This window comes from Microbacterium sp. ZOR0019 (assembly GCF_000800925.1).
GTDB classification, from domain to species: domain Bacteria; phylum Actinomycetota; class Actinomycetes; order Actinomycetales; family Microbacteriaceae; genus Microbacterium; species Microbacterium aurugineum.
Map to the genome: position 1 here is coordinate 34,024 of NZ_JRKC01000043.1, position 14,948 is coordinate 48,971.

The following is a 14,948-nucleotide window of genomic DNA, read 5'->3' on the forward strand; positions in this document are numbered from 1 at the left end:
GGGGCCTCCGGGTCAGACGTCGTAGTCCACGACCACGCGGTCGCTGGTCGGATGGGACTGGCAGGTGAGCACGAATCCGCGCTCGAGTTCGTCGGGCTCCAGGGCGTAGTTCTCGGTCATGGTGACGCTGCCCTCGAGCACCCGGGCGCGGCAGGTCCCGCAGACGCCGCCCGCGCAGGCGAACGGAGCATCGGGGCGTACGCGCAACGCCGCGTTGAGCACCGACTCATGCGCATCCACCGGACTCTCCACCGTCGAGGAGACGCCGTCGAGGGTGACTTCGATGCGTACGGTCTTCTCGCCGGCACGCACCTGCACCGGCCGGGCCGCACGTGCCGGTTCGTCACCGGTCGTGAACAGTTCGAACCGGATGTGGGAGCGATCGACTCCGACGTCGGCGAGCACCTCGCGACAGAGATCGACCAGGGCGAGCGGCCCGCACAGGAACCATTCGTCGACGGTCGAGGGCGGGATGAGCGTGCCGAGGATCGTGCGGAGCTTCTCTTCGTCGATCCGCCCGGAGAGCACCGGCGCCGCGCGCTGCTCACGGGACAGCACGTGGTGCAGCACGAGCCGGGTCGGGTAGCGGTCCTTGAGGTCGGCGAGGTCTTCCAAGAACATCACGTCGAGCGTCGCCCGGTTCGTGTACAGCAGGGTGAACCGCGACGAGTCGGACCGGTTCAGCACCGTGTGTGCGAGCGCCATCAGCGGTGTGATGCCGGAACCGGCGGCGATCCCCACCACGTGACGGTCATCGAGGTCGTCGAGCGCCGAGGTGAAGGTGCCCTGGGGGCTCATCACGTCGATCTCGAATCCGGCGTGCAGGCCGGTCTGGGCCCAGGTGGAGAAGAGCCCGCCCTCGTCACGCTTCACGGCGACGCTCAGCCGGGTGTCCTGTCCGTCGTCACGGTGCTCCGGGGCGCGGCACAGCGAGTAGGAGCGCCGCACCTCCGTGCCGTCGAGGGTCGTGCGCAGCGCCACGTACTGACCGGGAAGGTGGTCGTACTCGTCGGCGAGGGCCGCCGGCACGGTGAAGGTCACCTCGACCGAGTCGTCGGTGAGCGGACGCACGTCTTCGACGACGAGCGTGTGGAACCGGGCGCGCGTGCGGGGTGCGGCGGCGCGGGGCGCAGCTGCGCGCGGAACGGGCGGCGGAGCGGAGGTGAAGAGCGACATGTCAGTGCACCTTGAAATGGTCGAAGGGCTCGAGGCAGGCACGGCACTCGAACAGCGCCTTGCACGAGGTGGAGCCGAAATGCGAGACCTCACGGGTGTCGAGCGAGCCGCACCGGGGGCAGCGCACGCTCAGCGAGACGCGGATGGGGCCGGTCGACACAGCGGCGCGGCCGGAGGGCGGCGCGATGCCGTATTCCGCGAGCTTGGTCTTGCCGGCATCCGTCATCCAGTCCGTCGTCCAGGCGGGGGAGAGGACGAGCCGCACCTCGACCTCGTCGAAGCCGGCCGCGGTGAGGGCGAGCACCACGTCGTCGCGGATCGTGTCCATCGCAGGGCACCCGCTGTAGGTCGGGGTGATGTCGACGTGGACCCGCGTGCCGTCGACCTCGACCGCACGGAGCACGCCGAGGTCCTCGATCGTGAGGACGGGCACCTCGGGGTCGGGGACGGCGGCGGCGATGCGCCAGGCAGCCTGCGTCGGAGTGAGCGTCACCATGTCGCCCCCGGATGCCGTCGCGCGAGCACCTGCATCTCGGCGAGGATGTGACCGAGAGGGGTGGCGTGGGCGCCGTGCCTCCCGCCGGCCGAGGACGGCATGACGGCAGGGACCGACAGCTCCGCCTCGGCGAAGACGGTGTCGACCACGCCGTCGAAACCGGCACGGAGACTCGACGGACGCACGGCCGAAGCGCCGAGCCGGTCGATCAGGTCGTCGTCGCGGAACAGCTCGTCGACATACGGCCAGACATCCCCGAGTGCCCGGATGATCCTGGCGCGCGACTCCTCGGTGCCGCCGGCGAGGCGCAGGACCCACTGGACGGCGTGATCGCGATGGTAGTCGACCTCTTTGAGGGACTTCTCGGCGATCGCCGCGAAGGTCTCGTCGCTGCTGGCGCGCAGTGCGGAGTAGAGCTCGAACATGAAGGTGGCGACGACGAACTGCCGGGCGATCGTCTGGGCGAAGTCGCCGTTGGGCTGCTGCACGATCCACGCGCAGCGGAACTCGGGCTCATCGCGGAAGAAGGCGAGCTCGTCTTCGCTGCGGCCGTCGTACGACCCCGCGTAGTGGAGGAAAGACCGCGCGTGGCCGAGGAGGTCGAGGGCGATGTTGCCCAGCGCGACATCCTCCTCCAGCTCCGGTGCCCGGGAGATCCAGGCGCCGAGCTGCTGCGACAGGATGAGCGCGTCGTCGCCGAGGCGGAGCGCGTACTCGGCGATGTCGGCGGAGGCGGCGATCGCCCCGGTGCCCGAGAGCTCCTGCGAGAGGCGGAGCTCGTCGACCGAGACGTCGCCGTGGACGTCGATGTCCTCGTGCGCGGTTTCCGGGTGCGGGGCGCTCACAGGTGCGGCACTCCCTCTGAAGCCGTGTAGTACACGGCATGCCGGTAGTTCTTGCCGGCCGGGCTCTCGAAGTAGGCGCCCTTGGCGTCGGGGTCGCTCGTGGTGATCGCCTCCGCCGGTGCGACCCAGATCGAGACGCCCTCCCCGCGGCGCGTGTACAGGTCACGCGCGTTGCGGATCGCCATCTCGGCATCCGGCGCATGGAGCGATCCGACGTGCACGTGGCTCAGCCCCCGGTTCGCGCGGACGAACACCTCCCACAGCGGCCACGGCTCCCGCTCGTCTGCTCCCGGCGTCGCCATCATGCCACCGCCTTGGTCTTCAGGGTCTGCTTGCGCGCGTACTCCGCCGCGGCCTCACGGACCCATGCGCCCTCTTCGTGCGCGGTGCGTCGGCGCTCGAGGCGCTCGGCATTGCACGGGCCGTTGCCGCGCACGACCTCGAAGAACTCGTCCCAGTCGATCTCGCCGATCACGTACTGGCCGGTCTCCTCGTCGAAGCGCAGGTCGGGGTCGGGCAGGGTCACTCCGAGGATCTCGGCCTGAGGCACGAGCATCCCGACGAAGCGTTGGCGCAGCTCATCGTTCGAGAACCGCTTGATCTTCCACTTCATCGACTGGGCCGAGTTGGGGGACTGGTCGTCGGGCGGTCCGAACATCGCGAGACTCGGCCAGTACCACCGGTTCACGGCGTCCTGGGCCATCTCGCGCTGCTCCTCGGACCCCTGCATCAGCGTGAGCAGGATCTCGAAGCCCTGCCGCTGGTGGAAGGACTCCTCCTTGCACACGCGCACCATCGCACGGCCGTAGGGGCCGTAGGATGCGCGGCACAGCGGCACCTGGTTGCAGATCGCGGCACCGTCGACCAGCCAGCCGATCGCGCCCATGTCGGCCCAGGTCGGCGTGGGGTAGTTGAAGATCGAGGAGTACTTGGCCTTGCCGCTGATGAGCTGATCCATCATCTCGTCGCGGGTGGTGCCCAGGGTCTGGGCGGCGGAGTACAGGTAGAGGCCGTGGCCGGCTTCGTCCTGGACCTTCGCCATCAGGATCGCCTTGCGCTTCAGGCTCGGGGCGCGGGTGATCCAGTTGCCCTCGGGCTGCATCCCGATGATCTCGGAGTGCGCGTGCTGCGAGATCTGACGGACGAGAGTCTTGCGGTAGGCGTCCGGCATCCAGTCGCGCGGTTCGATGCGCTGTTCGTTCGCGATGAGTTCGTCGAAGAGACGCTCCTCATCGGAGAGGTCGCCCACCAGGGACAGGTCTGCAGGACTGGTCATCGTCGACTCCTCAACATCCGGTCATCTTTACTGACCGATCGTTAGGTAATTCTGACACAGAGGAGCATCGGATTCAAGACGGTGCTCAGTGCGAGCGCGAGATCAACGCGAGCAGTGCGCGCCCGTACGCCTCGGCCGGATCCGGATGCTCGAACGAGAGCGCGGCATCGGCGATCTCGATGTCGACGCGGAAAGCATCGTCGAGGCGTACCAGCGCGCGGAACGTGCCGCGCAGCAGCTCGCGCAGCTGGTCCTCTCTCGGCAGCCACACGGCGTCCGCGAGCGTTACCGCATCGAGCGCCCACTCCGTCGTGCCGTTGAACGCCAGATCCGTGCCACTCGGCGTCTGTCGGGCCTCGATCGTCATCTCACTGACCGTGAAGACGTCGGCCTCGGCGTCGAGTTCGACGTCGTCCGGGAGGTCGAGTTGGAAGCGGTCGCCCTCGGCGGGATGCCAGACGAGCCCGGCCTCTCGCAGGGCGACGGCGAGCTCGCGTGTGATCATCTCCCCACGCTAGACGACGGGACCGCCGACCGTGTCGGCGGCGTGGGGCAGAGTGGGGACATGACCTCCTCCGTCTCCGCCGACACCCGCGAGCCCGCACTCGCCGCACTGCGCGAACTCGTCGGCCGCCCCGACGCCGATTTCCACGACGGCCAATACGAGGCGATCGAGGCCTTGGTCGAGGCGCGCCGCCGGGCGCTCGTGGTCCAGCGCACGGGGTGGGGGAAGTCGGCGGTGTACTTCGTCGCGACGCTTCTGCTGCGCAGGCAGGGGGCCGGACCGACGGTGCTCGTCTCGCCGCTGCTGGCACTCATGCGCGACCAGATCGCCGCCGCCGAACGGGCCGGCGTCCGGGCCGTCGCGATCAACTCCACGAACGCCCATGAATGGACCGACGTGCTCGCGCAGCTCGACCGCGACGAGGTCGACGTGCTGCTTGTCTCACCCGAGCGGCTCAACAATCCCGCGTTCCGCGAGCAGCAGCTCCCCGCGCTGGTGCGTCGCATCGGCATGCTCGTGGTCGACGAGGCGCACTGCATCAGCGACTGGGGGCACGACTTCCGTCCCGACTACCGACGCCTGCGTGACCTCATCGCGCAGATGCCCGCCGACGTGCCGGTGCTCGCGACCACCGCCACGGCGAACAGCCGCGTCGTCGCCGACGTCGCCGAGCAGCTCGGCGCCCTCCAGCCCTCGGGCGAAGCGGCCGCCGAACCGGTGCTCACGATCCGCGGACCGCTCGCGCGCACATCGCTGCGGTTGGGTGTGCTTCGCCTGCGCGACTCGACGAGCCGCCTCGCCTGGCTGCTGAGCCACCTCGACGACCTCCCCGGCTCCGGCATCATCTACACGCTGACCGTCGCGGCCGCCGTCGACACCGCCCGCCTGCTGCGCGACCACGGTCACGACGTGCGCGCCTACACCGGGCAGACCGACACCGAGGAACGCGCCGAATCCGAAGGGCTGCTCAAGCGCAACGAGGTCAAAGCGCTGGTGGCCACGAGTGCCCTGGGGATGGGGTTCGATAAACCCGATCTGGGTTTCGTGCTGCACCTCGGTGCTCCGTCGTCACCCGTGGCGTACTACCAGCAGGTCGGCCGTGCCGGTCGTGCGAGTGAGAGCGCCGACGTGCTGCTGCTGCCGGGCGTCGAAGACCGCGACATCTGGCACTACTTCGCGACGGCGTCGATGCCCGACCGTGAGCGCGCGGAGCGGGTCATCGGCGCCCTCGGTGACACACCGATCTCGACACCGGCGCTCGAGGCGATGGTCGACATCCGCCGCACGCCTCTCGAACTGCTGCTCAAGGTGCTCGACGTCGACGGTGCGGTCCGGCGCGTGCAGGGCGGGTGGGTGGCCACCGGAGAGCCCTGGAGCTATGAGGCGGAGCGCTACGAACGGATCGCCGCCGAGCGTCTCGCCGAGCAGCAGCACATGATCGAGTACGAGCAGACCGACGGGTGCCGCATGGAGTTCCTGCAGCGGGCGCTGGACGATGACACGGCTGCGCCGTGCGGGCGGTGCGACAACTGTGCAGGCGGATGGTTCCCGAAGAAGGTCGGGGAGTCCGCGAGCTCGCAGGCCGCGGAGTCCCTCGACCGGGTGGGTGTCCCGATCGAGCCCCGTCGTGCCTGGCCGACCGGCGCCGACCGGCTCGAGGTGCCGGTCAAGGGGAGGATCCCCGCCGACGAGCAGGCGAGCGAGGGGCGGGCGCTGGCGCGCCTCACCGATCTGGGGTGGGGAGGGGCTCTGCGCGAGGTCTTCGCCGCGGGCGCCCCCGACACCGAGGTCACTCCTCAACTGCTCCAGGCGTGCATCCGCGTGCTCGCGGGGTGGGGGTGGGCTGAGCGGCCGGTCGCCGTCGTCGCTCTGCCATCGCGCTCGCACCCCGTGATGGTCGATTCACTCGCCCGCGGTCTCGCCCAGGTCGGGCGCCTGCCGTACCTCGGCGCGCTCGAGCCCCTCGGCGGCGGGCCCTCCGGCGGACCGGGCGGGAACAGCGTCTTCCGTCTCGCCGGACTCTGGGATCGCTTGAGCGCTCAGCACCTCGAGATACCGTCGGGGCCCGTGCTGGTCGTGGATGACCTGGTGGACAGCCGGTGGACGATGACGGTCGCGGCCCGCGTGCTCCGACAGGCCGGGGCGACCGAGGTGCTGCCCTTCGCGCTGGCGCTGCGCGGGTGACGCGGGCCCGTCGGCGGCGGTCAGTCGTCGGCGGGCGCGACGCGCGGCGGCCAGGTGGTGGCACCGAGTTCGCGTGAGATGTTGCGGGCCGTCTCCCGGAGGGCGTTGAGGATCGCGTCCGAGGCCGGGGTCTGCGAGGTGGGCAGCACCACGGCGACGGCCGCGACGATGTCGTTCGAGGCATCGGCGACCGGTGCGGCGAGCGAGGATTCCCCGAGCACGGCTTCGTCGAACTCACCGGCGGTCCCGCGCTCGGCGATCGACGGCAGCTCCAGGGTCAACCGTGCGACATCGGTGATCGTGTCGCCGGTGAGGCTGCGCAGTGGCTGTTCGAAGACGCTCTGCTGGAAGCCCTGGTCGTAGGCGAGCAGGACCTTGCCCATCGCCGAGGCGTGCGCGGGAATCGCGACCCCGGTCTCCAGCATCTGTTGGCTGTCGTCGGGGCGCAGGTTGTGGTGGATCACGAGCACATCGGTGAAGTGCGGGGCGCCCAGCCGCACCGAGAGGTTCGTGCGCCGTGCGAGTTCCTGCGTCCAGCGCATCGCCCGCGCGCGCACATCGAGGGTGTCGAGGTACACGTTGCTCAGGCGCAGGAGCGTCGGCCCGAGCATGTAGCGCTGGCCCCCGCGTTCCTTCGCGACGAGCCCGTGCGCGCGCAACGACTTGACGATCCCGTGCACGGTCGACGGCGGCAGGCTGAGCGCTGCGGCGAGGTCGGTGATGCCGAGATGGCGTGCTCCTTGGAGCAGTTCGAGGATCTTCGCCGCGCGGTCGATCGCCTGGATCACGGGGAGCCCTCCTTCCGGTGCGTCGTCGAGCCGGTGTCAGTGGAGCCGGGCTTCAGGAATGATCTTGACAACCCGGCTGGCTCCGAGCATATTCGACATTAACGAATTCCTTTCGGATTTTGCGAAAGAGACCACGAAGGATCAAAGGAGATCGAATGATGAAGAAGCTCATCAACGCCCCGCAAGATGTTCTCGTCGAATCTCTGAGAGGGGTCGCGCTCGCTCATCCCGAGCTCTCCGTCGACCTCGAGAACCACGTGATCACTCGCGCGACGCCGAAGGCACAGGGCAAGGTCGCGATCGTCTCCGGGGGCGGCTCCGGTCACGAGCCGCTGCACGGCGGCTTCGTCGGAACCGGGATGCTGGATGCCGCGGTCGCCGGAGAGGTGTTCACCTCCCCGACGCCGGACCGCGTGCAGGTGGCCACCAAGGCCGTGGATCGCGGGGCCGGTGTGCTCCACATCGTGAAGAACTACACGGGCGACGTGCTGAACTTCGAGATGGCCGCCGAGCTCGCCTCGATGGAGGGGATCGAGGTCGGCAGCATCACCGTGGACGACGACGTCGCGGTGCAGGACTCCCTGTACACGGCGGGGCGTCGCGGTGTCGGTCTGACCGTGCTGCTCGAGAAGCTCGTGGGTGCCGCCGCAGAGGAGGGCCGCGATCTCGCCGCCGTCGTCGCGCTGGCCGAGAAGATCAACGGGCAGGGCCGCTCGATGGGCATGGCGCTCACCAGCTGCACCGTGCCCGCGGCAGGGAAGCCCACCTTCGATCTGCCGGACGATCAGATGGAGATCGGCATCGGCATCCACGGTGAGCCGGGCCGTCACCGTGAACCACTGGCCCCCGCGGCGGACATCGCGCGGCAGCTCGTCGAGCCGATCCTCGCCGACCTCGACGCCACCGGCCCCTCGATCGTGATGCTCAACGGCATGGGCGCGACACCCCTCATCGAGCTCTACCTGATGTACGGCGAGGTGGCGGCGATCCTCGAGAAGTCCGGGGTCCAGATCGCCAGGAACCTCGTGGGCAACTACATCACCTCGCTCGACATGGCGGGATGCTCGGTCACCGTGCTCAAGGCGGACGACGAGCTGCTGCGTCTGTGGGACGCGCCGGTCAACACCCCCGGTCTGCGGTGGGGCGCCTGATGGCTGCTGTCGACACCGCCGTCCTCGCCGACTGGGTCTCCCGGTTCGGCACGGCCGTCACCGAGAAGCGTGACTGGCTCACGGAACTCGACTCGGCCATCGGCGACGCCGATCACGGTGCGAACATGGCCCGAGGGATGAGTGCCGTCGGCGAGAAGCTCGCAGGGGGCGCACCCGGAACGATCGATGAGCTGCTGAAGACGGTCGGCATGACCCTGGTGAGTTCCGTCGGTGGGGCCAGTGGGCCGCTCTACGGCACCTTCTTCCTGCGGATGGGGATGACCGCGGGCGCGGTGTCCGAGCTCGACGGCCCTGCCCTCGCGACCGCGCTGCGTGCGGGGCTCGACGGCATCGTCGCGCGGGGCAAGGCCGAAGCGGGGGACAAGACGATGTTCGATGCGATGGCGCCGGCCGTCGATGCGATGGACGCCGCGCTCGCTGAGGGCTCGACCGTCGCGGACGCCGTCACCGCGGCGGCCGATGCCGCAGAGAAGGGCCGAGACGCCACGTTGCCGCTGGTCGCACGCAAGGGACGGGCGAGTTATCTCGGCGAGCGCAGCGCCGGTCACCTCGACCCCGGGGCGGCGTCCACGGCGATCCTCTTCGACACGCTCGCCGCGGCGGTCGCGGGCAGCGCCTGATGATCGGTATCGTCGCCGTCTCCCACAGCGCACGGCTCGGGGAGGCGGCACTGGAGCTTGCCCTGCAGATGGTCCAGGGTCCCGGTGTGCGCGTGCGGGTGGCCGCGGGCGCTGGCGTGGACGGCGACGGCGTGCCGGTCCTCGGAACGGACGCCGTGGCGGTGGCCGCGGCGATCGATGAGCTGGCTGCGGACTGCGAGGGAGTCCTGGTCCTGATGGACCTCGGGTCGGCGGTGCTGAGTGCGGAACTCGCGCTCGAACTGCGCGCGAGTGCCGTGCCGGTCCGGCTCGCTCCCGCGCCGTTCGTGGAGGGGCTGCTCGCCGCCGTCGTCTCGGCCGCGGCGGGGGGCGACCTGGATGCGGTGGCGTCCGAGGCGACCTCCGCGCTCGGGGCGAAGACCGGGCAGCTCGGCGTCCCGGACGACGCCGCGCCCGCACCCGATTCCGCGACGGATTCATCGGATGCTGCGTCGTCCTCCGCGGTCGAGGACGCAGGCGAGGCGCTCGTGCGTCGTGTGCGGGTGCGCAATCCGCAGGGGCTCCACGCACGCCCCGCCGCCCTGATCGCCGAGGCGTCCGCAGGGGCGGAGGTGCGGCTGCGACGACTTCCCGACGGACCCGATGCGTCGGCGGCGAGCCTCTCGCGTCTCCTCGTCCTCGGCGCGCGGCAGGGCGATGAGATCGAACTGACGGTGAGAGGGGCGCAGGCAGCCACCGTGGCGGAGCGGCTGTCCGCGCTGTTCGACGACGGGTTCGGCGAGGGAACCGACGCGGCAGCGCCCGCACCCGCCCCGGCTGCCCCCACCGAAAGCTCCGCCGCTGTCGAGGATGCCCCGGTCACGATCGCCTCCGGTGCCGTGCTGCGCGGACGCGGGGTGAGCCCCGGTCGGGTCGCGGCCCCCGTCGTGCGCCTCGCGCCGGCCGTCGCCGAACCCGATGCGGACACCGTCATCGCGGTGGAGGAACGCGATGCCGAAGTGTCGGCGATCGAATGGGCGGCCGTGGCGGTGGCGGACCAACTGCGGACGCGCACCGCGCAGGCCACGGGGGAGGCGCGGGCGATCCTCGATGCGTCGCGGCTGCTCGCCTCCGATCCCGAGCTGGTCTCCGAGGCGACCGCGTTGGTCCGTGCGAAGGGGCGCAGTGCCGCGCGTGCCGTGTGGGAGACCGGCCTGGCGCACGAGAAGGGCCTCACGGCACTGGGCGGTCGCATGGCGGAGCGCGCGGCGGACATCCGTGACGTGCGCGACAGGATCATCGCCGAGATCCTCCGAGTCGACATGCCGGGGGTGCCGGAGCGTGAGGAGCCGTTCGTGCTCGTCGCGACCGACCTGTCGCCTGCCGACACGGCGACGCTCGGCGAGGGGCGGTGCGTCGGCCTCGTGACGGAGCAGGGAGGTCCGACCTCCCATACGGCGATCATCGCTCGCTCGCTCGGGCTTCCCGCGGTGGTCGGTGTGGCCGGCGCCGTCGGCATCCCCGTCGGGGCGACGCTTCTCGTCGACGGCGGCCGCGGCACGGTCGAGGTCGACCCGCCGGAGTCACGGGTCGCGGAAGCGGCGGCAGCGGCGACCGCGGTGGAGTTCGACGGAACCGGGCGTCTCGCAGGCGGGCACCGCGTCGCGCTGCTCGCGAACGTCGGAGGGGCCGCGGACGCCGTGAACGCCGCGGCGGCGCGCGCGGAGGGCGTGGGGCTGTTCCGGACGGAGTTCTGCTTCTTGGACCGGGCGGACGCCCCATCGGTCGAGGAACAGACCGCCGCATACCGCGGCGTGCTCGCTGCCTTCCCCGGCCGCAAGGTGGTCGTTCGGACGCTGGATGCCGGAAGTGACAAGCCTCTCCCGTTCGCGAATGCGGATCACGAGGACAACCCGGCCCTGGGGGTCCGCGGTCTGAGGATCGCGCGTCGTCGTCCGCAGCTCCTCGACGATCAGTTGCGGGCGCTCGCACGGGCGGCAGAAGCGGAGTCGGCGCAGGTCGAGGTGATGGCTCCGATGGTCGCGACGGTCGAAGAAGCGCGGGAGTTCGCCGAGCGGGCTCGTGCTGCGGGGATCGAACGCGCGGGCATCATGATCGAGACCCCCTCGGCCGCGTTGATCGCCGCGGAGCTGTTCGAGGTGGTCGACTTCGTGAGTCTGGGGACGAACGACCTGGCCCAGTACACGCTCGCGGCCGACCGCCTCCTGAGCGATCTCGGCGACTTGAACGACCCGTGGCAGCCGGCCGTCCTGCGCCTGATCGGCATCGTCGGCGAGGCGGGGAGGGCGGCCGGGAAGTCCGTCGGAGTGTGCGGGGAAGCCGCGAGCGATCCCACACTCGCCCCGGTGCTCGTGGGTCTGGGTGCGACCTCGCTGTCGATGACTCCGCGGTCGCTCGGTCGCGTCGCCGAGGCCCTCTCCGTGGTGAGCGAGGAGGACTGCCGCCGGGCTGCTGAAGCGGTGCTCGGCGCACGCACCGTCGACGAGGCGAGGGCGGTGGCGAGGACGGGGGAGGCTCACGCCGAGGTCCTCTGACCCCGGATTCATGCCCGGCGGGGAATGTTCACCGTCTCATTCCGATATCGACATCCCGGGCGCTCGTCGCCGGTGGGCGGGCTCGCCCTAGGCTCGTCGGAACGGGGTGTCGGATCGGACGCCGAAGAGGAGTCGGAGGGGACACATGTCGCAGAAGCTGTCGGTCGGAAAGAGCGTGATCGGTGCTCTGGCGGTGGGTGTCCTGGTGGCGCTCGCCGGCTGCGCGCCCACTCCGCAATCGACTCCCGAGCCCAGCGCCGCTCCGGTCACCCCGACCCCCGATCCCTATGCGGGGCCGATCGCCTTCGTCGGAGACGAGCTGGACTGGTTCCTCCTGAGTGCCGACGAGATCGCGGCCATGCTCCCCGATGTCGGAGAGGTCAGCCCGGCGGTCTCCTCCCTGATCCAGGTCTCCGATGGAGGTGGGCCCGAGCCTGTTCCCGCGATCTGCAGCGCGCTCGCGGCCGAGACCTCGTTGGGGTCGATCGGTGCGCGCTCCGTCACCTGGACGACGACGGCGGAGGAGGGGAGCGACGGGTGGCTCCACGTGCTCCAGTTCGCCGACGAAGAGGCCGCGAAGGCCCGAATGGATCAGTATGTCGATGCGGCGGCGCAGTGCGTCGAATTCGAGTTCGGCGGACCGGCCACTTTCGCGTCTTCGACGGCAGAAGGCGAGGGCGGCATCCGAGCCCTTGCCGGCTCGCTGATCATCACCTACTCGACGGGTGGTGGGTACAGCGTCTACACGAGCTACGTCTCGGTCGGGAACGTGATCGTCGAGGTGTGGCAGCCGTTCACCGGCGAGCCGGCGTTCGACACCGAGGCCGCCGCAGCGCTCTTGCGCGACCGGGCGGAAGAAGCGCGGCGGATGCTGATCGACGAGCTGACGGTGAATCCTCCTGCTCCCGTCGAGACGCCCGCGGCAGCCGACCCGGCCGCGCCGTGGAGCGCCTGGGAGATCACTCCGGCGGGTGTCGGGCCGGTGCATCTGGGCGTCGACCTCGACGAGGCGATCGCGGCGGTGCCCGGAGCCCGCATCCAGGAATCCGAGTGGGAAGGGGGACCGACGCGACTGATCGCCGCAGATGAGTCCGCGTCGCTGCTGCTCGAAACGCAGGAAGGCGGGACGCTGGTCTCGGCCCTCACCGTGGGTATCGCGAACACCGCCGGTGATCGGGCGGATGACGCAGCGGCACTTCCTTCCGCCGAGGGTGTGAAGGTCGGCGATCCGGTGTCCGCCGCGGTCGCCGCATTCCCGGAAGGTACGGACCTTCGTATCGTCTCATCGGGGGAGTACTTCTACGAGTGGTCGACCCGAGAGGGTGTGACGCTGCGCTTCCGTCTCGACCGTGACTCGGTCGGCGACGACGGCGCCGTGATCACCGGGATCACGCTGGAGGATGCCACCCTGCGCAACCCGCTGATCTTCGGCTGAGGCCTTCTCGCAGACCGATCTTCGCGTCGGGCTTCATTACTAACCGATCGTTCAGTTAGTATGAGCCTGTCGGGGCACCGCTGCCGCGACACCACGCGACGAGGAGGTCGACGATGACGGAAGCGATGACGCGTACCACGGATGCAGTGCGGGCGAACCGCGCGATGATGGAGCGCGATCAGGCCTCGGCCGCACTCGGACTCGTCGTCGAGCGCGACGACCCCGGTCACGCCGTGGTCTCGATGCGCGTGCGTGACGACATGACGAACGGGTTCCGCATCACGCATGGGGGCTTCGTGTTCGCCTTGGCCGACACCGCGTTCGCGATCGCCTGCAACGAGGACGACCGGGTCACGGTCGCCGCGGGCGCCGACATCTCGTTCCTGAAGTCCACGGTCTCCGGGCAGACGCTGACCGCGACGGCCTCCGCCGCACTCGCACCGGCCGCTCCGGCATCTATGACGTGACCGTGGTCGATGAGCTCGGCGACACGGTCGCGGAGTTCCGTGGCCGCTCGCGCACCACCAACCAGACCTTCTGACCCCCGAGCCGATGGAGTCTCCCGTGTCGATGACGACCGCCGCATCCACCCGCATCCACCCGCCCTCGGCCGACGAGCTCGACGCCGAGGAACGCATGAGCCGAGCGGAGATCGAGCACCTGCAGCTCACCCGCCTGCAGCAGACCGTGCGCCACGCCTATGCGAACGTGCCGCTGTACACCCGCAAGTTCGATGACGCCGGAGTGCGCCCCGACGACATCCGCACCCTCGCCGATGTCGAGCGGCTGCCGTTCACGACGAAGGACGATCTGCGCGAGACCTACCCGTTCGGCATGTTCGCCGTTCCGATGGAGGACGTCGCTCGCATCCACGCGTCCAGTGGCACCACGGGGCGTCCGACCGTCGTGGGCTACACCCGCGGCGACCTCGATCGATGGGGATCGCTCGTCGCTCGGTCACTGCGCGCCAGCGGCATCCGCCGGGGGATGAAAGTGCACAACGCCTACGGCTACGGCCTCTTCACCGGTGGGCTCGGTGCGCACGCAGGAATCGAAGCGCTCGGAGCCACGGTCATCCCGATGTCCGGCGGCCAGACCGCGCGACAGGTGCAGCTCATCCGCGACTTCGAGCCGGACGCGATCCTCTGCACGCCGAGCTATCTCCTGACGATCGCGGACGCGATGGTCGCGCAGGGCATCGACCCGCGCTCGACCTCGCTCCGGGTCGCGGTGCTCGGAGCGGAGCCGTGGACGAACGAGATGCGGCAGGAGCTCGAACTGCGACTCGGCATCGACGCCCTCGACATCTACGGGCTCAGCGAGGTGATGGGACCGGGCGTGGGCAACGAGTGCCTGGAGACCAAGGATGGCCCGCACCTGTGGGAGGACCACTTCCTGCCGGAGGTCATCGACGCCGAGACCCGGGCCGCGCTCCCGGACGGCGAACTCGGAGAACTCGTGTTCACCTCCCTCACCAAGGAGGCCTTCCCGGTCATCCGCTACCGCACCCGCGATCTCACCCGGCTCCTGCCCGGGACCGCTCGGCCCGGCATGCGGCGCATGGAGAAGGTGACCGGCCGCAACGACGACATGATCATCCTGCGGGGCGTGAACCTCTTCCCGACGCAGATCGAGGAACTGGTGCTCGGCATCGAGCAGTTGACCCCCCACTTCATCCTGGAGCTCTCCAAGGAGGGCCGGATGGACACGATGACCGTGCGTATCGAGCGGCACCCCGACCTCTCGGTCGAGACCTGCACCAGCGCGGCGAAGGTGCTCGCGCAGCGGATCAAGGTGTTCATCGGCTCCACGGTCGCCGTCCAGCTCGAGGAGCCGGGCACGCTGCCGCGGAGCGAGGGCAAGTACAAGCGCGTCTACGACCTGCGCTGACCCGCGGGAGCGGTGGCCGAGCACGACGCCTCGCGGCCACCGCTCCCG

Annotated in this window: 14 protein-coding genes and 1 pseudogene; 8 read left to right on the forward strand and 7 right to left on the reverse strand. The window is 70.0% G+C overall.

Features of this window, described 5'->3' with window-relative positions:
- Nucleotides 1-12: 12 nt before the first annotated feature.
- The 6 genes from paaE to L978_RS09400 form a co-directional block, all read right to left on the reverse strand.
- Entirely contained in the window at nt 13-1,176 is a 1,164-nt protein-coding gene (paaE, locus tag L978_RS09375; protein ID WP_047522723.1) for a 1,2-phenylacetyl-CoA epoxidase subunit PaaE, read from the reverse strand.
- 1 nt (nt 1,177) lies between these two features.
- Nucleotides 1,178-1,672 (reverse strand): 1,2-phenylacetyl-CoA epoxidase subunit PaaD, encoded by a 495-nt coding sequence (paaD, locus tag L978_RS09380; RefSeq protein WP_047522724.1) that lies wholly within the window; start codon nt 1,670-1,672, stop codon nt 1,178-1,180.
- Nucleotides 1,666-2,517, reverse strand: a complete 852-nt coding sequence (gene paaC / locus L978_RS09385) for a 1,2-phenylacetyl-CoA epoxidase subunit PaaC (protein WP_047522726.1) — start codon at nt 2,515-2,517, stop codon at nt 1,666-1,668. The genes paaD and paaC overlap by 7 nt, the downstream gene beginning before the upstream one ends.
- On the reverse strand, nt 2,514-2,819 hold the full coding sequence (gene paaB / locus L978_RS09390) for a 1,2-phenylacetyl-CoA epoxidase subunit PaaB (RefSeq protein ID WP_029262355.1): 306 nt from the start codon (nt 2,817-2,819) through the stop codon (nt 2,514-2,516). The genes paaC and paaB overlap by 4 nt, the downstream gene beginning before the upstream one ends.
- Nucleotides 2,819-3,793 (reverse strand): 1,2-phenylacetyl-CoA epoxidase subunit PaaA, encoded by a 975-nt coding sequence (gene paaA / locus L978_RS09395; protein ID WP_052193492.1) that lies wholly within the window; start codon nt 3,791-3,793, stop codon nt 2,819-2,821. The genes paaB and paaA overlap by 1 nt, the downstream gene beginning before the upstream one ends.
- Before the next feature lie 85 nt (nt 3,794-3,878).
- Nucleotides 3,879-4,298 (reverse strand): hypothetical protein, encoded by a 420-nt coding sequence (locus L978_RS09400; protein ID WP_047522734.1) that lies wholly within the window; start codon nt 4,296-4,298, stop codon nt 3,879-3,881.
- 60 nt (nt 4,299-4,358) lie between these two features.
- Here L978_RS09400 and L978_RS09405 point away from each other — a divergent pair, with 60 nt between their 5' ends.
- Nucleotides 4,359-6,482, forward strand: coding sequence for a RecQ family ATP-dependent DNA helicase (locus L978_RS09405; RefSeq protein WP_047522737.1), 2,124 nt, complete (start codon nt 4,359-4,361; stop codon nt 6,480-6,482).
- Nucleotides 6,483-6,502: 20 nt separating this feature from the next.
- Here L978_RS09405 and L978_RS09410 read toward each other — a convergent pair whose 3' ends face one another.
- Nucleotides 6,503-7,270, reverse strand: coding sequence for an IclR family transcriptional regulator (locus tag L978_RS09410; protein WP_047522738.1), 768 nt, complete (start codon nt 7,268-7,270; stop codon nt 6,503-6,505).
- Nucleotides 7,271-7,428: 158 nt separating this feature from the next.
- Between L978_RS09410 and dhaK the strand changes: the two genes are divergently transcribed.
- From dhaK to paaK, 7 genes and pseudogenes are all read left to right on the forward strand, one after another.
- A complete protein-coding gene (dhaK, locus tag L978_RS09415) occupies nt 7,429-8,421 on the forward strand; it encodes a dihydroxyacetone kinase subunit DhaK (RefSeq protein WP_047522754.1) in 993 nt (330 codons plus the stop codon).
- Nucleotides 8,421-9,062: a dihydroxyacetone kinase subunit DhaL gene (gene dhaL, locus L978_RS09420; protein ID WP_047522755.1), complete on the forward strand. Its 642-nt coding sequence runs from the start codon at nt 8,421-8,423 to the stop codon at nt 9,060-9,062. The genes dhaK and dhaL overlap by 1 nt, the downstream gene beginning before the upstream one ends.
- A pseudogene (locus tag L978_RS19290) lies at nt 9,062-9,796 on the forward strand (HPr family phosphocarrier protein); the annotation flags it as partial. The gene dhaL and the pseudogene L978_RS19290, both read left to right, overlap by 1 nt.
- Before the next feature lie 108 nt (nt 9,797-9,904).
- Nucleotides 9,905-11,575: a phosphoenolpyruvate--protein phosphotransferase gene (gene ptsP, locus L978_RS09425; RefSeq protein WP_047522757.1), complete on the forward strand. Its 1,671-nt coding sequence runs from the start codon at nt 9,905-9,907 to the stop codon at nt 11,573-11,575.
- A 145-nt stretch (nt 11,576-11,720) separates the two neighbouring features.
- The gene (locus L978_RS09430; protein ID WP_047522740.1) at nt 11,721-13,010 is read left to right on the forward strand and encodes a sensor domain-containing protein; all 1,290 of its coding nucleotides are present in this window, start codon (nt 11,721-11,723) and stop codon (nt 13,008-13,010) included.
- A gap of 113 nt (nt 13,011-13,123) precedes the next feature.
- Nucleotides 13,124-13,477 (forward strand): hotdog fold thioesterase, encoded by a 354-nt coding sequence (locus L978_RS09435; protein ID WP_331437068.1) that lies wholly within the window; start codon nt 13,124-13,126, stop codon nt 13,475-13,477.
- Nucleotides 13,478-13,580: 103 nt separating this feature from the next.
- Nucleotides 13,581-14,900 (forward strand): phenylacetate--CoA ligase PaaK, encoded by a 1,320-nt coding sequence (gene paaK / locus L978_RS09440; protein ID WP_156118265.1) that lies wholly within the window; start codon nt 13,581-13,583, stop codon nt 14,898-14,900.
- Nucleotides 14,901-14,948: the final 48 nt, after the last annotated feature.